21 protein-coding genes and 1 pseudogene are annotated in these 24102 nt (G+C 71.7%); 10 read left to right on the top strand and 12 right to left on the bottom strand.

Annotation, left to right across the window (positions count from 1 at the left end; translation table 11 throughout):
• Window positions 1-42: 42 nt before the first annotated feature.
• Together ACZYRU_RS01345 and ACZYRU_RS01350 are read right to left on the bottom strand one after the other, a co-directional pair.
• On the bottom strand, window positions 43-3549 hold the full coding sequence (locus ACZYRU_RS01345; protein WP_488955273.1) for an indolepyruvate ferredoxin oxidoreductase family protein: 3507 nt from the start codon (window positions 3547-3549) through the stop codon (window positions 43-45).
• Entirely contained in the window at window positions 3546-4652 is a 1107-nt protein-coding gene (locus ACZYRU_RS01350; protein ID WP_488955274.1) for a Glu/Leu/Phe/Val family dehydrogenase, read from the bottom strand. The genes ACZYRU_RS01345 and ACZYRU_RS01350 overlap by 4 nt, the downstream gene beginning before the upstream one ends.
• A 131-nt stretch (window positions 4653-4783) precedes the next feature.
• Here ACZYRU_RS01350 and ACZYRU_RS01355 point away from each other — a divergent pair, with 131 nt between their 5' ends.
• The gene (locus tag ACZYRU_RS01355) at window positions 4784-5233 is read left to right on the top strand and encodes an Lrp/AsnC family transcriptional regulator (protein ID WP_488955275.1); all 450 of its coding nucleotides are present in this window, start codon (window positions 4784-4786) and stop codon (window positions 5231-5233) included.
• 258 nt (window positions 5234-5491) lie between these two features.
• On the opposite strand, the gene ACZYRU_RS01360 is transcribed toward ACZYRU_RS01355, so the two are convergent.
• Both ACZYRU_RS01360 and ACZYRU_RS01365 read right to left on the bottom strand, forming a co-directional pair.
• On the bottom strand, window positions 5492-6313 hold the full coding sequence (locus ACZYRU_RS01360) for an SDR family NAD(P)-dependent oxidoreductase (RefSeq protein ID WP_488955276.1): 822 nt from the start codon (window positions 6311-6313) through the stop codon (window positions 5492-5494).
• A 90-nt stretch (window positions 6314-6403) separates the two neighbouring features.
• Window positions 6404-6991, bottom strand: coding sequence for a TetR/AcrR family transcriptional regulator (locus tag ACZYRU_RS01365; RefSeq protein WP_488955277.1), 588 nt, complete (start codon window positions 6989-6991; stop codon window positions 6404-6406).
• 160 nt (window positions 6992-7151) lie between these two features.
• On the opposite strand from ACZYRU_RS01365, the gene ACZYRU_RS01370 reads away from it, so the two are divergent.
• Together ACZYRU_RS01370 and ACZYRU_RS01375 are read left to right on the top strand one after the other, a co-directional pair.
• Window positions 7152-8576, top strand: a complete 1425-nt coding sequence (locus ACZYRU_RS01370) for an APC family permease (RefSeq protein ID WP_488955278.1) — start codon at window positions 7152-7154, stop codon at window positions 8574-8576.
• Between the two features lies 1 nt (window position 8577).
• Window positions 8578-9933, top strand: a complete 1356-nt coding sequence (locus ACZYRU_RS01375; protein WP_488955279.1) for a flavin monoamine oxidase family protein — start codon at window positions 8578-8580, stop codon at window positions 9931-9933.
• 211 nt (window positions 9934-10144) lie between these two features.
• Here ACZYRU_RS01375 and ACZYRU_RS01380 read toward each other — a convergent pair.
• Together ACZYRU_RS01380 and ACZYRU_RS01385 are read right to left on the bottom strand one after the other, a co-directional pair.
• Window positions 10145-10237 (bottom strand): annotated as a pseudogene (locus ACZYRU_RS01380) (hypothetical protein); the annotation flags it as partial.
• Window positions 10238-10306: 69 nt separating this feature from the next.
• Complete coding sequence (locus ACZYRU_RS01385) at window positions 10307-10783, bottom strand: nuclear transport factor 2 family protein (protein ID WP_488955280.1); 477 nt, start codon at window positions 10781-10783, stop codon at window positions 10307-10309.
• Between the two features lie 154 nt (window positions 10784-10937).
• On the opposite strand from ACZYRU_RS01385, the gene ACZYRU_RS01390 reads away from it, so the two are divergent.
• From ACZYRU_RS01390 to ACZYRU_RS01405, 4 genes are all read left to right on the top strand, one after another.
• Window positions 10938-12134, top strand: coding sequence for an ABC transporter substrate-binding protein (locus ACZYRU_RS01390; RefSeq protein ID WP_488955281.1), 1197 nt, complete (start codon window positions 10938-10940; stop codon window positions 12132-12134).
• A gap of 69 nt (window positions 12135-12203) precedes the next feature.
• Window positions 12204-13061: a branched-chain amino acid ABC transporter permease gene (locus ACZYRU_RS01395; RefSeq protein ID WP_488955282.1), complete on the top strand. Its 858-nt coding sequence runs from the start codon at window positions 12204-12206 to the stop codon at window positions 13059-13061.
• A 2-nt stretch (window positions 13062-13063) separates the two neighbouring features.
• A complete protein-coding gene (locus tag ACZYRU_RS01400) occupies window positions 13064-14926 on the top strand; it encodes a branched-chain amino acid ABC transporter ATP-binding protein/permease (protein ID WP_488955283.1) in 1863 nt (620 codons plus the stop codon).
• Window positions 14923-15660, top strand: coding sequence for an ABC transporter ATP-binding protein (locus tag ACZYRU_RS01405; protein WP_488955284.1), 738 nt, complete (start codon window positions 14923-14925; stop codon window positions 15658-15660). The genes ACZYRU_RS01400 and ACZYRU_RS01405 overlap by 4 nt, the downstream gene beginning before the upstream one ends.
• A gap of 82 nt (window positions 15661-15742) precedes the next feature.
• On the opposite strand, the gene ACZYRU_RS01410 is transcribed toward ACZYRU_RS01405, so the two are convergent.
• Both ACZYRU_RS01410 and ACZYRU_RS01415 read right to left on the bottom strand, forming a co-directional pair.
• Window positions 15743-16516 carry an IclR family transcriptional regulator gene (locus ACZYRU_RS01410; protein WP_488955285.1) on the bottom strand — a complete coding sequence of 258 codons (774 nt, stop codon included), beginning with the start codon at window positions 16514-16516 and terminating at the stop codon, window positions 15743-15745.
• Between the two features lie 13 nt (window positions 16517-16529).
• Window positions 16530-17183, bottom strand: a complete 654-nt coding sequence (locus tag ACZYRU_RS01415) for a helix-turn-helix transcriptional regulator (protein WP_488955286.1) — start codon at window positions 17181-17183, stop codon at window positions 16530-16532.
• A gap of 134 nt (window positions 17184-17317) precedes the next feature.
• On the opposite strand from ACZYRU_RS01415, the gene ACZYRU_RS01420 reads away from it, so the two are divergent.
• Both ACZYRU_RS01420 and ACZYRU_RS01425 read left to right on the top strand, forming a co-directional pair.
• Window positions 17318-18802: a class I adenylate-forming enzyme family protein gene (locus tag ACZYRU_RS01420; protein WP_488955287.1), complete on the top strand. Its 1485-nt coding sequence runs from the start codon at window positions 17318-17320 to the stop codon at window positions 18800-18802.
• Window positions 18802-19662, top strand: a complete 861-nt coding sequence (locus tag ACZYRU_RS01425; protein WP_488955288.1) for an SDR family NAD(P)-dependent oxidoreductase — start codon at window positions 18802-18804, stop codon at window positions 19660-19662. The genes ACZYRU_RS01420 and ACZYRU_RS01425 overlap by 1 nt, the downstream gene beginning before the upstream one ends.
• Here the strand turns inward: ACZYRU_RS01425 and ACZYRU_RS01430 are convergent.
• From ACZYRU_RS01430 to ACZYRU_RS01445, 4 genes are all read right to left on the bottom strand, one after another.
• A complete protein-coding gene (locus ACZYRU_RS01430; RefSeq protein ID WP_488955289.1) occupies window positions 19652-20386 on the bottom strand; it encodes an SDR family NAD(P)-dependent oxidoreductase in 735 nt (244 codons plus the stop codon). The two genes, ACZYRU_RS01425 and ACZYRU_RS01430, sit on opposite strands and share 11 nt — an antisense overlap.
• Window positions 20387-20396: 10 nt before the next feature.
• On the bottom strand, window positions 20397-21140 hold the full coding sequence (locus tag ACZYRU_RS01435) for an SDR family NAD(P)-dependent oxidoreductase (RefSeq protein WP_488955290.1): 744 nt from the start codon (window positions 21138-21140) through the stop codon (window positions 20397-20399).
• Complete coding sequence (locus ACZYRU_RS01440; protein WP_488955291.1) at window positions 21137-21637, bottom strand: acyl-CoA thioesterase; 501 nt, start codon at window positions 21635-21637, stop codon at window positions 21137-21139. Before ACZYRU_RS01440 ends, ACZYRU_RS01435 begins: the two co-directional genes overlap by 4 nt.
• A 141-nt stretch (window positions 21638-21778) precedes the next feature.
• On the bottom strand, window positions 21779-23359 hold the full coding sequence (locus ACZYRU_RS01445) for an AMP-binding protein (RefSeq protein WP_488955292.1): 1581 nt from the start codon (window positions 23357-23359) through the stop codon (window positions 21779-21781).
• A 104-nt stretch (window positions 23360-23463) separates the two neighbouring features.
• Between ACZYRU_RS01445 and ACZYRU_RS01450 the strand changes: the two genes are divergently transcribed.
• Entirely contained in the window at window positions 23464-24096 is a 633-nt protein-coding gene (locus ACZYRU_RS01450; protein ID WP_179728283.1) for a TetR/AcrR family transcriptional regulator, read from the top strand.
• Window positions 24097-24102: the final 6 nt, after the last annotated feature.

Consider the following 24102-nt stretch of genomic DNA (forward strand, 5'->3'; position numbering starts at 1 on the left):
CCGCCGGATCCCGGCGGGGGCCTCGTCGCTTCTCGGGCTCGGTCAGCCGATCGTCGCCGGCGGCGTCACGCCGAGCGCGCGGAGCGCGGCGGCGTACTCCTCGATGTTGCGCAGCTTGACCGTCTCGTAACCGCGGACCAGGTCGGGCAGGTCGGCGATCCGCACGGCGCGGTCGTACGACGCCGCGTCGCCCAGCTCGGACGTCAGGTCGGTGACGAGCGTCCGGTAGTGGTCGCGCAGCTCGCGCTCGACCTTGCGCAGGTGGGCGTAGCCGAAGACGTCCGCGCGGGTGCCGCGCAGCGACTTCATCCGGGCCAGGGCACGCAGCGATCCGTGCGACTTCGGGCCGAACGAGATCTTCGACTTGCGGCCCATCGCCCGCAGCACGGGCGGGTGCAGCTTGAACGCGATCGTGCCGCCCGGGAAGGCATCGCCGGTCGAGGCGAGGAAGGCCGGTTCGGTGAGGAGCCGGGCGACCTCGTACTCGTCCTTGTACGCCGTCAGCTTGAACAGGTTGCGCGCCACGGCCTCGCTGAACCGGGTCTCCGCGGACACGGCGCGCTCGGCGGCGGCGACCTGGGCGACCAGGGCGACGTAGGAGTCGGCGAGCTTCTCGTCCTGGTAGGCGACCAGGTCGGTCGCCCGCTGGCTGACCAGACGGAGCAGCTCGCCCTCGAGGCCGGCGGCCGCCACGGAGGCGGGCACCGGGAGCTCGCGGACCGGGGCGGGGGCTGCGGTGACGGCGCCGGCGGCCATGAAGGCGGCCGGGTCGGTGACCGCAACGCGGCCCCAGCGGAACGCGGCGATGTTGGCGGCGACCGCGGTGCCGTTGATCTCGATGGCCTCCTCGATCGCGGCCGCAGGCAGCCGGAGCGCACCGGTCTGGTGGGCGGCACCGACGAGCAGGAAGTTCGCCGCGACGGTGTTGCCGAAGATCCGGTCGGCAGCCTCGAGCGCGTCGAAGTCGAACAGCTCGACGCTGGCGGTGCGGACCCGGTCGAGCAGGCCGGCCTCGTCCGGGTGCGACACCTTCGGGTCGTGGACCATCGCGCCGGTGGCCGTGCGGCTGGTCGACACGACCGTGCGGGTGGCCTCCGGGTCGCCGTACGTCAGGTTGCGGTCCTCGGCGAGGGTGAGCAGGTCGAAGCCGAGGAAGCAGTCGGCCGAGCCGGGCGTGAGCCGGTTGGCCGGCTCGAGGTCGCCGGCGGCGAACCGCAGGTGACCGGTGACCGGTCCGGCCTTCTGGCTGAGCCCGGTCTGGTCGAGCGACTCGACGGCGTACCCGGCGCGCAGGGCGGCCGTGGCCAGCACCTGGTTGACGGTCACGATGCCGGTGCCGCCGATGCCGGCCATGAAGACGTTCTGGGTCGTCGTGACCGGCTGGTCGGCCGTGCTGGCCGCGACCGCCGGCGGCGTCGGGTACGAACGCTTGGTCTTCGCGGCCTTGGGGGCCTTGCGCTTGCGTCGCGGCTCCGTCTCGACCATGACGAAGGACGGGCAGTCGCCGTCGAGGCAGCTGTAGTCGGTGTTGCAGGACGTCTGCTCGATGCGGGTCTTGCGGCCGTACTCGGTCTCGACCGGTTGCACCGACAGGCAGTTGCTCTTGGCGCCGCAGTCGCCGCAGCCCTCGCAGACCGCCTCGTTGATGACGACCCGCTGGGTGCGTGCCGGCAGGCCGCCCCGCTTGCGCTGGCGGCGCGCGTCGGCGGCGCAGTGCTGGTCGTAGATCAGCACGGTCACGCCAGGGGTGTCGCGCAGGATGCGCTGCGCCTCGTCAAGGCGGTCGCGCTCCCAGAGCAGGGTGCCGGCGGCGAGGTCGCGTCGGCGGTGCCGGCCCGGGTCGTCGGCGCAGACGATGATCTTCGTGACGCCCTCGGTGCTCAGCTTGTGGGTCAGCTGCGCGACGGTGAGCGCACCCTCGGCGTCCTGGGCGCCGGTCATCGCGACGACCTCGTTGAACAGCAGCTTGTAGGTGATGTTGACGCCGGCCGCGATGCAGGCCTGCACGGCGAGCTGCGCGGAGTGGAAGAAGGTGCCGTCGCCGACGTTCTGGAAGATGTGGCCGGCGTCGGTGAACCACGCCTGCCCGATCCACTGCGCACCCTCGCCACCCATCTGGGTCACGCCGGTGACGGCGCTCTCCGGGCGGTCGGAGATGGTGACCATCGCGTGGCAGCCGATGCCGCCGCCGCCCATGGAGCCCTCGGGCAGCACGGTGGAGCGGTTGTGGGGACAGCCGGAGCAGAAGTACGCCGACCGGTTCACCGGCAGCAGCGGCAGCGAGGTGCGCGGGCGCTGGGGCGGGGTGACGGTCAGCCAGCCCTCGAGGGCGTGGCGCAGCGGCGCGAGCAGGCGGCCCGCGGTGAGCTCGCCGTCGGCGGGGATCAGCCGCTGGCCCGTGGCGTCCAGCTTGCCGAGGATCCGCGGCGCGTTCGCGCTGCCGTAGAGCAGGTCCCGGACCTGCATCTCCATGAAGGAGGTCTTGTCCTCGACGACCACGATCTCCTCGAGGCCGTCGGCGAACCGGCGTACGGCCTCGGGCTCGACGGGGCTCATCATGCCCATCCGCATCACCCGGACGCCGGCCGCGACGAGGGCCTCGTCGGTGACGCCGAGGTCCGTCAGGGCCTGGCGCAGCGAGTCGTAGCAGCTTCCGGAGGCGACCAGGCCGAGCCGGGCGCCGGGAGCGTCGACCTCGACCACGTTCAGGCCGTTGCGCGCGGAGTACTCGTGGACGAGCGCGGTGCGCGGGCCGACCAGCTCGGCCTCGGCACCGACGATCATCGCCGGGCGGAGCACGATCGGGCTCTGGGTGTAGGCGTAGGGGTTGCCGTTCCAGTCGATCGTCGGGGTGACCGGGGTGAGGTGGACGTCGGAGCTGTCGACGACCCACGCGCCGTCGGCGACGTCGGCGACGATCTTGAGCGCGACCACGCAGCCCGTGGAGCGCGACATCTCGATCGCGTGCAGGCCGAGGGTGACGATCTCGGTGGAGTTGCGCGGGAACAGCACCGGGATGCCGAGCGCGGCCAGGGACCGCTCGCTGACGGCCGGCACGGTCGACGACTTCGACGCCGGGTCGTCGCCCACGAGGAGGACGGCGCCGCCGCGGCGGTTGACGCCGTACATGTTGGCGTGGCGCAGCGCGTCGGTCGCCCGGTCGACGCCGGGGCCCTTGCCGTACCAGAAGCCGGTCACGCCGTCGTACTTGCTCGTGCCGAGCGGCAGGTCGATCTGGCTGCCCCACACGGCGGTGGCGGCGAGCTCCTCGTTGAGGCCGGGCACGAAGCGGATGTCGTTCTCGTCGAGCACGTCCTGCATGCCGGCGAGCATCCGGTCCAGGCCGCCGAGCGGGCTGCCCTGGTAGCCGGACACGAAGGACGCGGTCCTGAGGCCGCGGCGGCGGTCGAGCGCGCGGTGCTCGACGAGGAGGCGGGCGATCGCCTGGACGCCGGTGAGCAGCGTCGGCGGGGCGTCGACCCGGAACCGGTCGTCGAGGTCGTACGGCGCAGCCGGCTCGCCGGCCGGTCGGTCGAGCAGCTCGGTCATGCGCGGACCCTCTCGGTGGTGGTGCCGCGGGCGGGCGCCGCGGCGAGGCGTTCGGCGACGATCTCGGCGGCGACCTCGCTGGGCAGCCGGCCGCTCTCGTCGGAGCGGGTGAGGATCGCGCGCACCGTGGTGGCGATCGCGGCGACGTCGCCGCGGACCTCCTCGGGGGTGCGATCCCAGATCTCGCCGCCGACCTGGATCAGGCCGCCGGCGTTGGCGACGTAGTCGGGCACCCAGGTGATGCCGCGCTGCTGGAGCAGCGGGGCGACCGAGGAGTCGAGGAGCTGGTTGTTGGCGGCGCCGCAGACGATGCTCGCGCGGATCGCGTCGACCGAGCCCGGCGTCAGCGTCGCGCCGAGCGCGCAGGGGGCGTAGACGTCGACCGCTGCGTCGAGCACGGTCTCGCGCGTGGTCACGCTCGGGTGCGCCTCGACGATGCGGACCAGGGTGGCCTCGGACGCGTCGGACACGACGACGTCCGCGCCCTCCTCGAGGAGCAGTGCGACCAGGTGGGTGCCGACCTTGCCGATGCCCTCGACGCCGACGGTGCGACCGCGCAGGCCGTCCGGGCCCCAGCGGTGCTCGGCGGTCGCCTTCATCGCGCTGAACACGCCGTACGCCGTGGAGAAGCCGCTGTCGCCCGAGCCGCCGTTGTGGCCGACGACGTACCGCGTGGCGGTGGCGACCGCGTCGAGGTCCTGCGCCGTCGTACCCACGTCGGCCGCGGTGAAGTAGCGCCCGGAGAGCGTGTCCACGAACCGACCGTACGCCGCCATCAGCTCCGGCGTCTTGATCGAGTCGGGGTCGCCGATGATGACGGCCTTGCCGCCACCGAGGGCGATGCCCGCCGCGGCCGCCTTGTGGGTCATGCCCTGCGAGAGGCGCAGCACGTCGGTGAGTGCCTCGGCCTCGCTGGCGTACGGGTAGAACCGGGTGCCGCCGAGCGCCGGACCGAGCCGGGTGTCGTGGATCGCGATGATCGCGCGCAGGCCGGTGGCCTCGTCACGGCAGAACACGACCTGCTCGTGGCCGGCGGAGCCGAGCTCGTCGGTGCGCTCGAAGACCAGGTCGACAGGTTCGGCGGGGGCGGCGGTGAGGGTCATGCGCACGAGCCTGGGGCCTGGTGGGCCGGGTCACAAGACTTGTCGCCCGGTTTGGCGTCGATCCGCAATCTGGGCGGCGAGTTGGCCCTCGGCTGCGCAACAGGGAGTGGGTCAGGAGTAGATTCCGTTGCGTGAGCGATGCCGCTGTTCTCGACACCACCGACCGCGCGATCCTCGACCTGCTGAGGGAGAACGCGCGCCGGCCGCTGCGCGAGATCGCCACCGCCGTCGGGCTGACCGTCGCGCCGGTGCAGCGCCGGATCGCGCGGATGGAGAAGCTCGGCGTGATCGAGCGCTACACCGTGAAGATCAACCACGGCCGGATCGCCACCGGCATCGAGGCGATGACCGAGCTGCACTTCGGTGACGACCTCGACCTCGCGCAGATCATGGAGTCCGTCGCGCAGATCCCGGAGGTCGAGGAGGTGCTCACCCTCGCCGGTGACCCGGACGCGCTCGTGCGGATCCGCGTCGACGGGGTCGAGGACCTGCGCCGGGTGGTGGGCCAGCTGCGCTCGGGCCGGGCCGTGGCCAGCACGAAGACGCTCGTCGTGCTGGAGCAGTGGACCCGCTTCGGCTGAGGTGGCGCGGGGGATCGGACCCACCGGTTCGGATGGGGTCGGCCGTGCGGGCGCCTCCGGCGCCTCCCGTCCCACCCCTCCGCGGCTCGGAGCGAGGGCCCCGCCGTCGGCGCCACCGTCGTGCGCACGACACATGCGGCTCCCGCGCCGACGGCACCCCGACTTCGCCGCGGAGGGTGGGCCGTCCGGCGCCTGCGGCGCCCGCACGGCCGACCGGGTGGCCGAACCGGTGGGTTCCGGCCGGCTGACGGCGGCTGGTCAGCCCAGCGCGATCGAGGGCGCGGTGCGGTTCCTGATCATCTCGGCGCGTGCGGCGAGGCCGGCGTCGGTGAAGTCGGGGTGCGTGATCACCCAGTACTCGCCGGCGGCAACGGCGTCGAGCACGATCCGGGCGTACTCCTCGCCGGGGATGCCCTCGTCGACGTTCTGCTGGGCGAGGTACTGGTGGAAGCCGAGCAGCGCCGGGTCCTCGGTGTCGGGCGCCTGGGCGAAGATCTCGCTGCGGACCGGGCCGGGCGTGACCACGGAGACCTTGACGGGCGACTGGGCCATCTGGAGCTCCATGGCCAGCGACTCGGTGAGGCCGAGGACCGCGAACTTCGTGGCGGTGTACGGCGCCATCATCGGGCTGGGCAGGAAGCCACCCACCGAGGAGACGTTGACGACGTGGGCCGCGGTGCCCTGGGCGACCAGGCGCGGGACGAACGCGCGGATGCCGTTGACGACGCCGCGCAGGTTGACGTCGATGGCGGTGTCCCAGTCCTTCGCGGAGATCGCCCACGAGTAGCCGATCCGCATCACGCCGGCGTTGTTGACGACGAGCTCGACGCTGCCGAAGCGCTCGAACGCGGCCTCGGCGAGGCGGTCGACGGCGTCGGCGTCGGCGACGTTCGTGACGACGGTCAGCACCTCGCCCGGCAGCTCGGCGGCCACGGCGGCGAGGCGGGCCTCGTCGATGTCCGCGAGGACGAGGTTCATGCCGAGGGACGCGGCGTGCTGCGCGAGCCCCTTGCCGATGCCGCTGCCGGCGCCGGTGATCACTGCGGTGCGGCCGGAGAAGACGTCGTGGGCCGTGCTCATGGGGAACCTCCCGGGTCGTTGGTGACCTCACTGTGGTGAGGCCGACCGGGGCGGTTGCCGCGGGTCCCGCTGGACGGGATCGTCGCAGGGTCAGGCAGGGAGCAGGGCCGCGCGGGTGTGCTCGATCGCGACCTCGCGCTGGGCGGTGCCGCCGCCGTTGACGATCGCGATCGCGAAGCCGTCCCACATCGCCCGCAGCCGGGCCGAGAGCCCCTCCGCATCGACGGTCCCGGGCAGGCAGGCGCGCAGGACCGTGACCAGGTCGCCGTGCCAGTGGTCGTCGAGCTCACGCTGGGCGGCCGCCAGCTCGGCGTCGTACGGCGCCCGCGCCCACAGCTCCAGCCACAGCATCCAGCGCGGGTCGCGCTCGTCGACGGGCAGGAAGACGCCGGCGAACTCGAGCACGGTGGCGAGGTCGCCCGTCCCGTCCGCGGCCCGCTCGACGAGCGGCGCCCGCTGCTCGGCGTACTGGCTCTCGCTCCAGCGCAGCGTCTCCAGGAGCAGGCCGTTGCGGGTGCCGAAGTAGTAGAGGAGGTGGCCGCCGCTGGTCTCCAGTCGGGCGGCGAGCGAGGCGATGGTGACCTTGCCGAGTCCCTGCTCGGCGATCATCTCGAGGGTCGTGGCGAGCACTTGCTCGCGGGGCCGGTCCAGGCGCCGGTTCGATCGGGTGCGTGCCACGGGCCTCACCCTAGAGGTCCTGCTTTGGTGACCGGTCGCGAAGAAAGAAATCCTGGCCCAGGGGTTGACGAGAGACCGTGTCGTACGTCACTTTGAATGTCGTTCAAATGTTTGTACGACGTTCAAAGTGCGTCGAGAGGCACTGCCGAGGAGTCCGGGAATGACCGAAACCATCACCGCGAGGGCGGCGGAGACCGCGCCCGCCGACGGGCGTGAGGGACCTGAGGGACACGGGGGAGGGCTGGCCCGCGTGCTGGGCCCGGCCGGCGCCGTGCTGCTGGTGCTGTCCTGCATCACGCCGGCGTCGAGCCTGTTCATCATCGTCCCCGAGATGATGGCCAGCCAGGGCAGCGGCGTGGTCCTCACGATCCTCGCCGGCATCCTGATCTCGGTCGCCGTCGGCGCCTGCTACGCCGAGCTCGGCACCCGCGTCGCCAGCGCAGGCGGCGAGTACGCGATGGTCAGCCACACCCTCGGCCGTTGCGCCGGCTGGCTGACCTTCGCCCTGTCCGGCGTGCTGCTCTGGGTGATCCCGCCGGTCATCGCGCTCGGCACCGCCGACTACCTCGCCGACCTGGTCAGCCTCGACCGCGCGATCACCGGTGCGGTCGTCATGCTCGTCGCCACCGGCATCGCGTTGCTCGACATCCGCGCCAATGCACTGGTCACCGGCATCTTCCTGCTGCTCGAGATCGTGGCTGCGGCCGTCGTCGCGCTGCTCGGCGCGGCGCACATCCAGCGCGGCCCCGGCGAGCTGCTGAGTGCGCATGCCCTCGGCGACAGCGGCCTCGAGCCGTTCACTGCCGCCCTGCTGGTCTCCGGCCTCACCGTCGGCGTCTTCGTCGTCAGCGGCTTCGGTACGGCGGCCTACCTGGCCGAGGAGGTCGTCGAGCCCCGCCGCAACGTGTCCCGCGTCGTGTTCTGGTCGCTCGGCCTCGGCGGCCTGGTCATCCTGGTCCCGACCGTCACCACCGTGCTGGCCGTCGACGACCTCGGCGCGCTCGCGACGGGCGACTTCTCCGAGTTCGTCCGCGCCTGGGGCGGCGACGCCACCGCCGTCGCGGTCAACCTCGGCATCGCGATCGCGATCCTCAACGCCGCCATCGTGATGGTGCTGCAGAACAGCCGCGTGGTCTACGCCTCGGGTCGCGACCGCGCCTGGCCGCCGGCGGTCAACCGCGCGCTCAGCCTCCTCGGTCCGCGGTACGGCGCCCCGTGGGTCGCCACCCTCGTCATCGGCATCCCCGGCGCGGTCCTCGCGTGGGCCGTCGACATCGAGGCCCTGCTCGGCATCACCTCGGTGATCATCTCGGCGATGTACGTCGCGCTGGCGATCGCCGCGATCAAGGTGCGCCGGATGAGCACCGCCCCGGGCTGGCGGATGCCGCTGTGGCCGTTGCCGCCGCTGCTCGTCGTCGTGGCCGTCGGCTACGCCCTCGTGGGTGCCGACCCCGTCGACCTCGCCATCACCGGCGGCATCCTCGCCGCCGCCCTCGTCTACTACCTCACCTACCTCGCCCGCCGGCCCGACGAGCGCTTCGTCGTGATCGACCCGACCGACGAGCCCGTCCTCCAGGAGAACTGACATGACCTTCCGCGACGTGATCGTGATCGGCGCCGGCGTGACCGGCCTGACCGCCGCCTGGCGCCTGGCCGAGGCCGGCCAGGACGTGCTGGTGCTCGAGGCCCGCGACCGGGTCGGCGGCCGCCTGCGCACCGATCTCACCGACCAGGCCGGCGACCCCGCCATGTTCGAGATGGGCGGCCAGTGGGTCTCGCCCGACCAGGACGCGCTCATCGCGCTGGTGGACGAGCTCGGCCTGGCCATGTACTCCCGCCACCGCGACGGCGACTCGCTGTACGTCGGCCGGGACCGGGTCGCGCGCCGCTTCACCGAGGACCTGCCGGTCTCGGCGTCCACCAACGCTGCGATCGTCGAGCTCACCAAGAAGCTGGACGAGCTCGCCGCCGCGATGGACCCGGCCCGGCCGTGGGAGCTCGAGGACGCCCGTCACCTCGACAGCATCTCGCTGCGCACCTGGCTCGAGGAGCAGTGCGACGACGCCGAGGCCCGCGACAACATCGCGCTCTACCTCGGCCCGGCGATGCTGACCAAGTCCGCCCACGCGTTCTCCGCGCTGCAGGCGGTGCAGATGGCCGCGAGCGCCGGCTCGTTCAGCAACCTGCTCGACGCCGACATCATCCTCGACCGCCGCGTCGTCGGCGGCCTGCAGTCGGTCCCGCTCGAGCTGGCCCAGCGGCTCGGCGACCGGGTCCGCCTCGGCCAGGACGTCACCCACGTCGAGTGGAACGAGGACGGCGTCGTCGTCCGCGTCGGCGACGAGCAGCACGCCGCACGCCGGCTCGTGGTCGCCGTACCCCCGACCGTCGTGCGCCGGGTCCGGTTCACCCCCGAGCTCCCCGCCGAGCACCGGATCGCCCGCGAGCACCAGTCCTTCGGGCTCGTGATCAAGGTGCAGGCGATGTACGAGACGCCGTTCTGGCGCGAGGCGGGCCTCGACGGCACCGCGTTCGGCCCCTACGAGCTGGTGCACGAGGCCTACGACAACACCCCCGAGGGGGAGACCCGTGGCGTCGTCGTCGGCTTCGTCTCCGACGTCAACGCCGACGCCGTGGGTCCCCTGAGCGAGGAGGAGCGTCGCGAGCGGGTCCTCGACTCCCTCGCGGCCTACTACGGCGAGCAGGCCCGCCACCCGATCGCGTACGTCGAGAGCGACTGGCAGCACCAGGAGCTCACCGGCGGCGCGTACGGCACCAGCTTCGACCTCGGCGGCCTGACCCGCTGGGGCCACGTGCTGCGCCAGCCGCTCGGCCCGATCGAGTTCGGCAGCAGCGACGTCGCCGGTCATGGCTTCCAGCACGTCGACGGCGCCGTGCGGGTCGGCTCCGAGATCGCCGCGGGGATCCTCGCCGCTCGCTAGATTCCCTCGCCACCCCGGGCAAGTAACACGCCGTCCACCCGACTGGTCGCCGGTTCTCAGCGCGACACGCCGGTGAATCAGAGCCGGTTCTGCTGACCAGCGTCAGGCAGTCAGGTGGACGGCGTGTTACAGCCCACCCCCGCCGCGCCCCACGGCGCGGCGGCCAGCTCTCGCACGGCCTCCGCTGTCGTCGCCTGCACTCTCCCGTCGTCGGGTCCCCGACGCGGCCGAGGTGCCGCTGGACGTCGTACCCCGGGCGGTCGAGGACGACCGCGAGCACCGTGGTGTGCTCGAAGCAGTAGCGGCCCCGCCCCGCGACCTTCTTGCTGAACGCGTCGAGCGCGGCCCGCGACGGTGTCGTTCACCCGTCGACTCACCCCTCGAGCGTACGTACCTTCCGCACCGGTCCGGTCGCGATCACCTCGATCGTCAGCGCCCGCCGCGCGATCAGCCAGCGGCCGTCGACCTGCGCGTACGCGTCGTCGTAGTGCAGGTACCAGGTCAGGTCGCGGGCCTGGCCGTCCTCGCCGACGCTCACGTGGTGCGCCTCGCAGGCGACCCGACCGGTCGCTCGGTCGGGTCGGTCCGGGTCGGCGTCCGCGATCCGGCCGACCACGGCGTGGAAGGTCGCCGCGAAGCCGGTGAGCCGGCCGAGGGCGGCGACGACCGCTTCGCGACCGTGCACCTCGACGGTCGGGAGGAGGGATGCAGGAGGGTCGGGCAGCACCAGCTCTGCGTCGAGCGTGAACAGCTCGCCCACCGCGGTGAACGAGCGCTGGTCCACGAGCAGGGCGTAGCGGTGGACGAGGTCGTCGAGGGCGAGCCGGTCGGCCGGGGGCAGGGGTGGCATGAGCACAGTCACATCTTGCCCTAGCGTTTGCTTGGTTCGTCACGTACTATGACGATTCGTAATACCCCGGAAGGTCATAACGAGAGGCTCGGGTCCTCGTGTCGAACTGGCGGGCCTGCCCGGTCTGCCCACGGTCATCAGAAGGAAATCTGGGATGAAGACACGTCTGTTCAAGGTGGTCGGCGGTCTGGCCGCCCTCGCCCTCGTCGCAGCGGGCTGCGCCGGCGAGGACTCCGCCAGTGGCAGCAAGGACGGCGAGTACCGCGTCCTGGTGCTCGGTGGCATCTCGGCCGAGGGCCCCCTCGCCGACAACGCGAACACGTCGGTGCTGTCCGCGAAGGCGGGCGTCGAGCTCGTCAACGCCAACGGAGGCATCGACGGCAAGAAGGTCAAGCTCGAGGTCCTCGACGACCAGGCCGACCCGACCGTCGCCGTCACCAAGCTGCGCGAGGCGATCGCCAAGGGCAAGCCCGACCTGGTCCTCAACTCGGGCCCGTCGACGGTCGCCGACGCGACCCTGCCGATCCTGAAGCAGAACAGCATCCTGTCGTTCAACATCGGCCCGACGGCGACCTCCGCGGACCCGAAGACCAACCCGTTGAACTTCGACATCTCGGCCGGCGCCCAGGACCAGCTCGACGCGTTCCCGCCGTACTTCGAGGAGAAGGGCTACAACAAGGTCGGCATCCTGCACGGCTCCAGCTCCTACGGTGAGGTCTACGGCGCCGCCGCCGAGACCACCCTCGATGGTGCTGGCCTCGACGTCGTCGCCAACGAGGAGTACGACGTCGCCGCGCTCGACATGACCGCGCAGCTCGAGGCGATCCGCGCCAAGAACCCCGACGCGCTCGTGCTCGACGCGTACGGCGCGCCGCTCGGCTACGTCCTCAAGGGCATCGAGAAGCTCGGCTGGGACGTCCCGATCGTGGGCAACACCTCGGTCGCCGCGACCAGCCTGATCTCGACCGAGCCGCCGTCGGGCGTCCTCGGCACCCCGGCCACCAAGAACCTGGTCATGCAGGTCTACACCAGCACGGCGTACGACGCGGCCGACTCCGCCGTCGTCGACCTGGTCGCCCGGATGAAGAAGATCGACGAGATCAAGTCGACTCTGATCCTGGCCTACAACAACGACGCCCTCGCCCTGGTGCAGGCCGCTGCCGACGAGGCCGGCTCGACCGACCCGAAGAAGCTTGCCGAGGCCCTGCTGGACCCCAAGGTCCAGGAGGCAGCCCACACCGCGGTCATCGGTACCTACCGGTTCACCGCTGACAAGCACTCGGCCCAGCCGGGTCCGGAGGAGTTCGCGTTCATCGCCCCCGGCCCCATCAAGGACGGCCAGTTCCACTGATGCGCTGACGCCGGCGGGGTGGGGCGACCCGCCCCGCCGGCGTTCGCCGTACGACCTGAGGGAATCACCGTGACTCTGATCTGGGGTGGCCTGTCCCTGGGGGCGATCTACGCGATCGTCGCCATCGGCTACAACATCGTCTTCATCTCTTCGAAGACCTTCAACTTCGCCCACGCGCAGCTGACCATGGTCGGCGCGTTCGTGGCCTACACCGGTCTCGTGACCTGGGACCTGCCCGTCGTCGTCGTGGTTGCGATGGCGGCCGTCGCGGTCGCGGTGGTCGCCGCGATCGAGGAGCGGATCGCGATCCGCCCCGTCGGCGACATGCACAACATCCTGGTCACCACGCTCGGTGCCTCGATCCTGCTCGACGGCATCGCTCAGCTGACCTGGGGCACCCAGCCCCTGACCGTTCCCTTCTTCGGTGGGGACAAGGCCATCACCCTGCTCGGCGGCCGCGCCTACCCGGTCGAGCTGTTCCTGATCGTGCTGGCCGTGCTGCTCGTCGTCGCGCTCGGCATCTACAGCCGCCGCTCGCTCACCGGTCTGGCCCTGCTCGGCATGGCCGAGGACCGGGAGGCCGCCCTGCTCCGCGGCGTCAACGTGCGCCGGATGGCGTTCATGGCCTTCGTTGCCGCAGGCGCGCTCGCCGGCTTCGCCGGCATGTTCGTCGGGTCCAAGACCTTCGCCGTCTCGACGCTCGGCGCGGCGCTCGCGCTCAAGGGCTTCGTGGTGCTGGCCATCGGCGGCTTCGGCTCGATGCCGGGCACGCTCGTCGGCGGCACCCTGGTCGGGCTCGCCGAGGCCTACGCGTCGCGCTACCTCGGCGGTGAGTACGCCAACCTCACGGTCTTCCTGATCCTCATCACCATCCTCATGGTGCGTCCCGCCGGGCTCTTCGTCCGCACGAAGGAAAGGGTGGTCTGACCATGGCTGCTCAGACGCTCGCTCGTCGTGTCGCCGGCGGTCCGCTCTGGATCGTCCCGCTGGCACTGGGCATCCTGTTGATCCTGGTGCCGTACTTCAACCTGGAGTACTCCATCGTCCGCCAGCTCCAGCTGGCGATGATCCTGTCGCTGCTGGTCAGCGGCCTCAACCTGAGCCTGGGTTTCGCCGGTGAGCTCGCGCTCGGCCAGGTGGCGATGTACGCCGCCGGCGCCTACACGGCCGGCCTGCTCTCCGTGCACGGGCACACCGACATCCTGCTGCAGCTGGTCGCGGCCGGCACTGCGGCGCTCCTGGTCGGCGTGCTGACGGGCATCCCCGGCCTTCGCCTGGGCAGCTGGTCGCTGGCGATGACCTCGTTCTTCCTCGTGCTGCTCCTGCCCGACGTGATCGCGATCTTCAAGGAGGACACCGGCGGCCGCAACGGCCTCAGCGGCATCCTCTCCCCGACGCTGTTCGGGCGGATGCTCACGCCCGAGGACTACTTCATGGTCATCGCGGTCGTGACCGTCGCCTGGTTCGCGGTGATGCGCAACATCGCCGTCTCCCGGCACGGCACCGCGCTGCGAGTGCTCAAGCAGAGCCCCGTCCTGGCCGCCTCCATGGGCATCAACGTGTTCCGGATGAAGCTGATGGCCTACGCCCTCGGCGCCGTCCCGGCCGGACTGGCCGGTGCGCTGTTCGCCAGCCTGGACCTCTACATCTCGCCCGAGGCCTTCGGCTTCACCGTCGCCACCACGATCCTGGCGGCCTCGGTGCTCGGCGGCTCGGCCAGCGTGTACGGCGCCGTGTTCGGCGCGTTCGTCCTGCAGTTCGGCCTCAACCAGTCGACCGACTTCCAGAAGTACTCGCTGGTCGTGACGGGCGCCTTCCTCATCATCGGTGGCGTGCTGCTCACCGGCGGCCTCTCCGGCCTGGCCAGGGCGCTGTGGCGCAAGGTGCTCGCCGAGGACCCGACCGCGGCTCCGGCCGACCGGGCCGCCGCCGCGAGCGACGAGGTGCCCGCCGTCCCCGGCAAGGTGCTCAGGGTCGAGGGCGTCGCCAAGGCGTTCGGTGGCAACCAGGCGCTCAAGGGCGTCGATCTCACCGCCGTCCCCGGTCGCGTGACCGCGCTGATCGGGCCCAACGGCTCGGGCAAGACCACGCTGCTCAACATGATCTGCGGCTTCTACCGCACCGACGCGGGCGTGATCGCCCTCGACGACCGGCAGCTGCAGCGGATGGGCCCGGACCGGGTCGCCCGCACGGGTGTCGCGCGTACCTTCCAGACGCCCAACATCCCCGAGGGCATCACCGTCCGCGAGGCCGTGATGGCGGGTCGGTACGCCGGTCACCGGGCCACCGTCCTCGAGGCCGTGCTCCGGCTGCCGCGCTACCGCAAGGTCCGCAAGAGCGACCTCCTCGAGGCCGACCGCGTGCTCGACCTGGTCGGTATCCGGCACCTCGAGAACGCCGAGGCGACCGCGCTGCCCCTGGGCCAGCGCCGGTTGCTGGAGGTGGCGCGCTGCCTGATCAGCAACCCGGGCGTGCTGCTGCTCGACGAGACCGCGTCCGGACTGGACGAGGACGAGGTCGAGCGGCTCGCCGAGGTGATCCGCCGGGTGCGCGACGCAGGCGGCACCGTCGTCCTGGTCGAGCACAACTTCCAGCTCGTGCTCTCCCTGGCCGACGAGATCGTTGCTCTCGCGCACGGTGAGCTGATGGCCAAGGGCACGCCGGAGGAGATCCAGAACAACGAGCGGGTGATGAGCGAGTACCTCGGCATCGACCCCGACGCGCCGTCGGCCCCGCACGTGGTGCTGGCCGACGTACTCAACGACGCAGCGCAGGACGGAGCGGGCCGATGAGCAACGAGAACGAGCTGCTGCTCGAGGTCCGCGGCCTCGGCACCGGGTACGGCGACCTGCGGGTCGTGTGGGACGTGTCGTTCGACGTGCGGGCCGGTGAGATCACCGTCCTGCTCGGCCGCAACGGCGCCGGCAAGACCACGACGATCCGCGCGATCAGCGGCCTCAACAAGATCGTCGCCGGCGAGGTCACCTACCGCGGCGAGTCGCTCGCCAAGGTGCCTGCGCACCAGCGGGTGCGGCAGGGGATCGCCTACGTGCAGGAGGGCAAGCGCGTCTTCCACTCGCAGACGATCGAGCAGAACCTGCTCCTCGGCGGCTACACCCGCAAGATGAAGCGGGCCGAGCTGCGTTCCGAGGTCGAGCGGATCTACGAGCTGTTCCCGATCCTCGCCGAGAAGCGGGCGCTGCCCGCCGCCAGCATGTCCGGCGGCCAGCAGCAGATGCTCGCCATCGGCCAGGCGCTGATGGCGCAGCCGCGGCTGCTCATGCTCGACGAGCCGTCCGGCGGCCTCGCCCCGGTCATCGTCAACGAGGTGATGGAGCGGGTCCACCAGCTCAAGGAGACCGGTATCGGCATCCTCCTGGTCGAGCAGGCGGTCGAGGCGTCGTTCGCGATCGCCGACCACGTCACCGTCCTCGACATGGGCCGCACGATGCTCTCCTCGCCCGCCAGCGAGGTCAGCGACATGACGCTCCTGCAGGACGCGTACTTCGGCAAGACCGCGGGCTGAGCCCTACAGCCGCCGACCCGGCAGAAAGTAGCGCCGGGTCGGCGCCGACCCGGCGCTACTTTGTGCCGGGTCGGCGCAATTCTCAGGCCAGGCGGAGGACGGCGCTGCGCTTGGTGGGCACCCAGTCCGGGTACAGCGTGCGGCTGGTCGTCCGGGCGGCGGCGATCAGCATCGGTCCGACCACGGGAAGCGGCAGGTGACCGCGCCGGACCACCGAGATTGCGGCCAGCGGCCGCGGGCCGCGCGGGCCCGGGATCACGGTCGCCATCGAGCTGATGCCGGTGCCGGGCAGGCCGTCGAGGATCGCGATGCCCTTGCGGCGTCGTACGGCGGCCAGCTCGTGGTGGACCGACTCGAGCCCACCCGGGGTGCGGTCGAGGTGACCGACGAGGGAGTCGACGCGCTCGGGCGCGAGGGCGGCCAGCATGGCCAGGCCGCTGACCGAGTCGGTGGCGATGATCCGGCCGCCGACCCGCGACGGGATGGTCGTGGCGCGCGCACCACCGACCTTGTCGAGGTAGTGCACGATCGGGCCGTCGAGGACCGAGAGGTGGACGACGGCGTCGGTGGCGAGCTGGAGCTCGTTGAGCGCGACCGACGCGGCGGCGCGCAGGTCGAGGTGCTCGCCCTCACTGCTGGTCGGGGACAGCCGGCGGCCGGGCGTGTAGCCGCGGCGGTCGTGGTGGACCCAGCCGAGGTCGCGCAGCGTGGTCAGCAGGCGGAAGACGGTGGTGCGCGGGAGCTCGGTGATCTCGGCGATGTCGTCGAGCCCGAGCGGCCCCGGCGCGTCGTCGAACGCGTCGAGGATCATCGTCGCGCGCTCGAGGACCCCCAGCCGCGTCGCCGTCTCCGTCATCGCCGACTCCCTCCTAGCCGCGGTGCTGCCGCAGCTCTGCCGACGTACGCCGGGCCTCGGCCGCGGACGACGTGCTCCAGGTGCGCGACGCCTCGTCGAGCTCGGCGAGCATCAGCTCGGCGCGGTCGCGCTCGTCGGCGTAGTAGCGCTCGGACCAGCGCAGCACCAGCTCCGGGAACGCCCAGCCGGGCTCGGCGGTCGCGCCCTCGCGATCGGCCTCGGCGCGCACCCGCATCCGCTCGGACTGGTCGCGGTGCTCGGCGAGGACGGTGCGCAGCCGGTCGGGGTCGGACAGGTGGCCGAGCCACAGGCGCAGCATCACGCCGTGCTTGAGGACGACCGGGTCGACATGGTCGTCGGCGGCCCAGTCGCGCAGCGCGGCCTGGCCGGCGGCGGTGATCTGGTACATCCGCTTGCCGCGGACGTCGTCGCGGTTCTCGATCCGCGAGCTCGCCAGGCCGAGCTTCTCCAGACGGCGCAGCTCGCCGTAGATCTGGGAGAACGACGGCGACCAGTAGAAGAACTTCAGGCTCCAGTCGGCCCAGCGCTTGAGGTCGTAGCCGGACAGCTCCTCGCCGAACGAGAGCAGGCCGAGGACCGCCCACCCGGTCGGGGGGAGCGCGGGCGTGGCGTCGTCCGACGGCACGTCGGATCCCTTGGTCGGCACGGTCTCATCCTAGCGTTCTGGTAGCGGATCGAACTATACCTAATAGGCATACAGGTGTCCCGGACGAGCGCTTGGTTGGCCAAGGGGTGATATCCCGCGTGACCTACCAACGAGTCACCGGCAGGGTGGGACACGTGCCTGCGACCCTCGCCGAACTCTGGTTCGACCGCGCCCGCACACATCCCGACGACCCGGCCGTCGACGACGGCCGCGGCTGGCTGACCTGGGGTGAGCTGCTCGCGGGTTGTCGCGCCGTCGGGGCGACGCTCGGCGAGGCCGGCGTCGAGCCAGGTGACGTCGTCGCGCTGCAGGCCCGGAACACGGTCGAGTGGGTGCTGGTCGCGGGCGGCGTCCACCTGCTCGGCGCGACCCTCGCGCCCCTCGGCGCGGAGGAACCGGTCGCGTCGCGCCGGGAGTACGCCGCACGCGTCGGTGCCCGGGTCGTCGTCGCCGAGGTCCCGGTCGCTGGGGAGCTCGACCTCGCGCTGGTCTGTGATCGGTTCAACTACCGAAATCGTCGTGAATCGACCGCTCTGGCGACAAATTCGGTAGTTGAATCGCCGGGACCCGCCGTGGTGCTGGCGACGTCGGGAACCACGGGGCACCGGAGCACGGTCCCGATGGACCACGACGTCCTCGTGCGGCTGTACGGCGACGTGGCGGGCATGCTCGACATCGAGCGGCACGACCGGCTGCTGGGCGTGGTGCCACTCGCGCACTCGTTCGGCTTCAACGGCCTGCTGGTGCTGGCGCTGCTGACCGGCGCATCGCTGCGACTGGTGCCCGACCGCGACCGGAACGCCCTCCCCGGGCTGGTGCGGGGCTCCGGGGCGACGATCGTCGCCGGTCCTCCCGCACTGCTGCACGACCTCGCGGCCGCCGTGAGCGACGGGGAGGAGCTGGGGCCGCAGGTGCGGCTGTTCATGACCGGCGCGACCGAGGTGCGGCCGGATGCGTTGCTGCCGATGGCGGCCCGGGCGGGGATCCCGCGGGTGTCGTCGGGCTACGGACTCACCCAGACCTGCGGCACGGTCGCGATCTGTCCCGACATCGGCCGGCTCACCGACGCGGGCCACGCCCCGATGACCGTCGTGCCCAGCGTCGAGGTGGTCGTGGTCGATGCCCTGGATGCTCCGGTCCCGCCCGGCGCGCGTGGTCGGGTGCTGACCCGCGGCTACCAGGTCGCGGTGCCCACGGACGCCGACGGCTGGCTGGTCACCGGCGACGAGGGACACCTCCACCCCGACGGCACCCTCTGCATCACCGGACGGGTCGACGACCAGCTCGTCGTGTCGGGGTTCAACGTCGACCCCGTGCGCGTCGAGCAGGCGCTTGCTCGGTCGCCGTACGTCGTCCAGGTGGCGGTCGTGGGCCTGCCCGACCTGCGGCGCGGGCACCGGCTGGTCGCGGTCGCCGTACCCGCCGACGGCGTGGATGCCGATGGGCGGAACGACGCGGCGGTGCTGGCGCAGGCGCGGGCTGTACTGGCCGGGTACGAGGTGCCCGACGCCGTGGTCTGGATGGACGACCTGCCGCACACCACCACGGGAAAGCTCTCGCGCGCCACCGTGCGCGGGATGCTCGCCGAGCGCCTGGGGGACCACGACCAGGAGGACTGATGAGCGCAGCAGTGGCGGACCGGTTCGGGGGAGGCGTCGCGCTGGTGACCGGCGCGGGATCGGGACTCGGGGAGGCGATGGCTGCCGAGCTCGCGGCGAGTGGTGCCCACGTCCTCGTCACCGACGTCGACCGTGAGCGCGCCACCGCGGTGGCGACCGCCTGCGTCGCGGCCGGCGGCAGCGCCGAGGCGCACCTGCTCGACGTCGCCGACGGACACGCCGTGGACGCGCTCTTCGCCTCCGTGTGGGAGCAGCACGGGAACGTCGACCTCGTCGTCGCCAACGCCGGCATCGAGGCAGGGGACCGGGTCAGCGACATGACGCCGGAGCAGTGGCGCCGGGTGTTCGCCGTCAACACCGACGGCGCCTTCCACTGCGCCCGCTCCTCGGTGCAGCGGATGACCGACCAGGAGCGCCCCGGCGCGCTGGCGGTCGTCGCCTCGGTGGGCTCGGTGACCACGCTGCCGTACCAGTCGGCGTACATCGCCAGCAAGCAGGCAGTGCTCGGCCTCGTCCAGTGCCTCGACCTCGAGCTGCGCGCCGCCGGGGCTCCGGTGCAGGTCTCCGCGCTGCTGCCCAACTGGGTACGGACCCGGATCTTCGACGACGTGCGTCGTGGGACGGAGCCGGTGAACGAGCTCGCGCGGGCCACCTTCGCCCGGATGGCGGCCTCGATCCAGGAGCAGGGCATGGACCCGGCGCAGGCGGCGGACCTGCTGCTCTCAGCGGTGGCCCGCGGTGACTTCTGGTGCTTCACCGACCCCGAGCGCGCGGCGCAGCTCTTCGAGGAGCGGGCGCGGACCCTGCGCGAGCTGCGCCCGCCCGAGCGCTCGGGGTGGCTGACCGCGCCTACTGCGTGATCGTCCAGCCGCCGTCGACGGGCAGGAAGACGCCGTTGACGTACGACGCCAGCGGCGAGAGCAGGAAGAGGATCGGCCAGGCCATCTCCTCGGGCCGGCCCATCCGCTTCAGCGGTACCCGGCCGAGGATGTGGTGGCCCATGTCGGACTGGGCGAAGCCGGCCAGTCGCGGGGTGTCGGTCATGCCGGGGCCGATGCCGTTGGCACGGATCCGGTCGGCCTTGTGGGCCGCGAGGTGGCGCACGTAGCCCATGACGGCGGCCTTCGATGCCGAGTACCAGTCGCTCTCGGTGCCGACCTTGTTGCCCGCGACCGACGCGGTCACGACCATGGCGGCACCGGCCGGCGTACCCGCGTCGAGCCAGTCCTGGGTCAGGCCGCGGACGCTGCCGACGCTGATCCGCACGGCCTCCTCGAAGTCGAGGGGGACCTGCGAGGACGGGCCGGCGTTGTTGACGAGGTAACGGGGTACGCCGCCGAGCGCCTCGGTCGTCGCTGCCAGCGCGGTGGTCCGGGCCGCGGCGTCCGCGACGTCGCAGACTGCCGTGTGGACGCCCTTGTCGGCGAGCTCCTCGAGGCCGTCGGGACGCAGGTCCCAGCCGCTGACGCGCAGGCCGGCGTCGAGCGCGCCGAGGGCGACCGCGCGGCCGATGCCGCTTCCTGCCCCGGTGACGATGACGGCGTCGCCGGGGGTGAAGCCGAGGTTGATCGTGTCGTTGGTCATCGCTGTCTCCTCAGACCCCGTAGCCGCCGTCGATGTCGAGCTTCTGGCCGGTGATGAACCCCGCCCGTTCGCTGGCCAGGAACGCGACGGCCTCGGCGATGTCGACCGCCGTACCGAACCGGCGCAGGGGGATGTTGGTCCGCGCGATCTCGAGGGCATGGTCGTCGAGGTCGCCGCTGGCGATCAAGCGCTCGGCCATGCCATCGGTGAGCATGCCGGGGCCGACGCAGTTGACGCGTACGCCGAACCGGCCCTCCTCGGCGGCGAGCCCGCGGGCGAGTGCCTCGACGCCCGCCTTGGGGGACGAGGAGAGGCCGTCGCGGATCGGGTACCGCACCGTGGCGGCGGTGGTGACCGCCGTCAGCGATCCCTGGGTCGCGCGCAGCGACGGCAGCACCGCGTGGGCCAGGTTGAAGAACGCGACGAGGTCCTGGTCGACCTGGGTCGAGAACTGCTCGGGGGTGACCTTCGAGAGGTGGACCATCGGCACGTGGGGGCCGGCCGCGTGGACGACCGTGCGGACCTGGCCGTGCTCGGCCTCGAGCTCGCCGATCGCCTGGGCGACGGAGGCGGCGTCGCTGAGCTCGCACTGCCGCGTGCCCCGGACGCTGGTGCCGAGCTCGCCGACGAGGGCGTCGGGCGCCGTACGCCGGTGCAGGAGCAGCAGCTCAGCTCCGTCCTTGGCGAGGCGGCGGCAGATCTCCGCGCCGAGGCCTCCGGTCGCGCCGGTGACGAGGGTGGTTCCGTAGCTCATGCAGTGGCCTCCGTGGGCTGGTCGGTGTTCGTGGGGGTGAGGCGGGCGCCCTGCGCCCAGGCGTCGAGGTGGCGGCGGAGCAGCTCGGGGATCTCGACCGAGTCGATGCCCGGGGAGACGGCGACGATCCGGATCCGTGCCCGCGCGACGACCTTGTCGTCAGCGGTGCGCACCATCCGGTGCAACATCTCGAACGAGCGCCGCCCGACCGCACCGAGCCGCAGCTCGATCCGGATCTCGTCGAACAGCCCGACCGCCTCGAGGTAGTCGCACGCCGTGTGCGCGGTGACCGTCCAGAACCCGTGGCGCTGCTTGAGCTCGTCCTGGCGCAGGTCGTTGAGCCAGAACCACTCGCTCTGCATCCGCTCCATCCACGGGAACCATGCCCCGTAGTACAGGATCCCGGCCGGATCGGTGTCGGCGTAGCTCAGTCGGAAGGTCGTCGAGTGGAGCGCCGGGCCTGGCCCGCCGTCCGCGACGCGTGCGTCGGTCGCCATGAAGACAACCTAGCACTTGCTTGGTTGGGGAGGTAGGGGTGTTGCGCGTGCGACCGGTCCAGAAATGCAGATCGGCGGGGGCCGGATCAACCAGGTTGATCCGGCCCCCGCCGATCTGGGGTCAGTGCCCGAGCCAGAGGGTCAGGCCTGTCGCAGGTCCGTCTTCAGCACCTTGCCGCTGGCGTTGCGCGGCAGCGCCTCCTCGAGCACCACGTCCCGCGGGACCTTGAAGTTGGCCAGCCGCTCACGCACCCAGGCGACCAGCTCCTCGGGAGTTGCAGAGGTGCCGGGGCGGAGGACGACGTGGGCCGCGCCGACGGCGCCCATCCGGTCGTCGGGGACGCCGATGACGGCGCTCTCCATGACGGCGGGGTGGGCGGCGAGGACGTTCTCGACCTCGGCGGGGTAGACGTTGAAGCCGCCGGTGATGAACATGTCCTTGATCCGGTCGGTGATCTTCAGGCAGCCGTGCTCGTCGAGGCGGCCGATGTCGCCGGTGTGGAACCAGCCGTCGGCGTCGATCGCGGCCGCGGTGGCCTCGGGGTCCTCGAAGTAGCCGAGCATGACGTTGGCACCGCGCAGCCAGACCTCGCCGTCGGCGCCGACCTCGACGTCGTTGCCGTCGCCACCGACCACCCGGACCTCGATGCCGGGAACGCCGGGACCAGTGGTCTCGGCGATGTGCCGCGGGTCCTCGTTGCGGCGCGACACGGTGGCGACGACGCACTCGGTCAGCCCGTAGGCCTGCGCGACGGTGTCGAAGCCGAGGATGTCGAGCATCTGCTCGAACAGGGTCTCCGGCACGGAGGTCGCGCCGGCGATGGCGAAGCGCAGCGACGACAGGTCGAACTCGGTACGACGCTCGTGGTTGATCAGCGTGATGAAGATCGTCGGCGCGCCCGGGAGGACGGTGATCCTCTCGTCCTGCACGAGCTGCATGAGTGCGACCGGGTCGAAGGTGATGACCGGGTAGATCGTCGTACCGGCGGTGAGCGAGGTGATCACGCCGGCCTTGTAGCCGAAGCCGTGGAAGAACGGGTTGACGATCGCGTAGCGGTCCTGCGGCGACAGCGAGGCGCCGTCGGCCCACACGTCGGCCACGCCGATGGTCTGGGCGTGGGTGCTCATCACGCCCTTGGGGATGCCGGTGGTGCCGGACGTGTAGAGGATGTCGCAGACGGTGTCGGGGGTGACCTCGGCGGCGAGCTTCTCGACCTCCTCGACCGACACGCGCTCGCCGAGGGAGAGGAACTCGACCCACGGGAGCGTGCCCGGACGGCCGGCGGAGTTGACGTCGACGAGGGTGCGCAGGTGCGGCAGGCCGGGTACGACGGGACCCGGCTCCTCGCCGCCGGCCTCCATCAGCATCGTGGAGTAGTCGGTGGTCAGGAAGCCGTCGCACAGCACGAGGGCGACCGCGCGCGAGCGCTGCAGCACGACCTGGGCCTCGTGGCCGCGGTAGCGCGTGTTGAGCGGGACGACGGACGCGCCGATGTACTGCGCTCCCAGCAGCGCCACGATGAACTCGACCCGGTTGGGCGCCCAGATCGCGACACGGTCGCCGGGCTCCACGCCGATGGCGCGGTAGGAGCGGGCGGTGGCGACGACGAGGTCCCGCAGGCCCTCGTAGGTGACGGTGGTGCCACCGTCGACGACGGCGGGGTGGCTGCCGTGGGTCGCGGCCCCCTGGGCCAGGAGGGCGGGAATGGTCCGTGCTGCCATCAGGCGAGACTCCTCGTGAACAAGTGCTTGTTAGGTACTGTAGTCCTGCCCGTCCCTGCCGGCCTGTGTGTCCGGCGAGAGGGACCGTGGGAAAGGATCAAGTCATGGCGAGCAGCAACAACGAGGCTACGGCCCGCGGCGGTCGACGCCGCAGCAATGGCGCGGGGTCGTCCCGGCGCGCCCAGCTCCTGGCGATCGCGGCGGAGATGTTCGCGACGCGCGGCTACTCGCAGACGACGGTGCGCGACATCGCCGACGAGGCGGGCATCCTGTCGGGCAGCCTCTACCACCACTTCGACTCGAAGGAGGCCATGCTCACGGAGATCCTCCGGGACTTCATGGGCAACCTGCTGAGCGAGATCCGCGACATCGCCGAGCGGGGCCAGACCCCGCGCGAAGCGCTCGACGGGCTGATCTACAACTCGTTCGAGACCATCCACCGGGTGCCGTTCGCGGTCGCGCTCTACCAGAACGAGTCGGCCCTGCTGGCCACGACGCCCGAGTTCGCGTTCGTCCACAAGGCGAGCCTCGACGTCGAGAAGGTCTGGCTCGGCGTGCTCAAGCAGGGGCAGGCCGAGGAGGACTTCCGCGCCGACCTCGACCCGGGCATCACCTACCGCTTCATCCGCGACGCCATCTGGTCGACGGTGCGCTGGTACAACCCGCGCGGCCGGCTGCAGCACCGCACCGTCGCCGATCAGTACCTCGAGATGCTCCACGGCGGCCTGCTCGCCTGAGTCGCG

Source organism: Nocardioides sp. F233 (genome assembly GCF_057813895.1).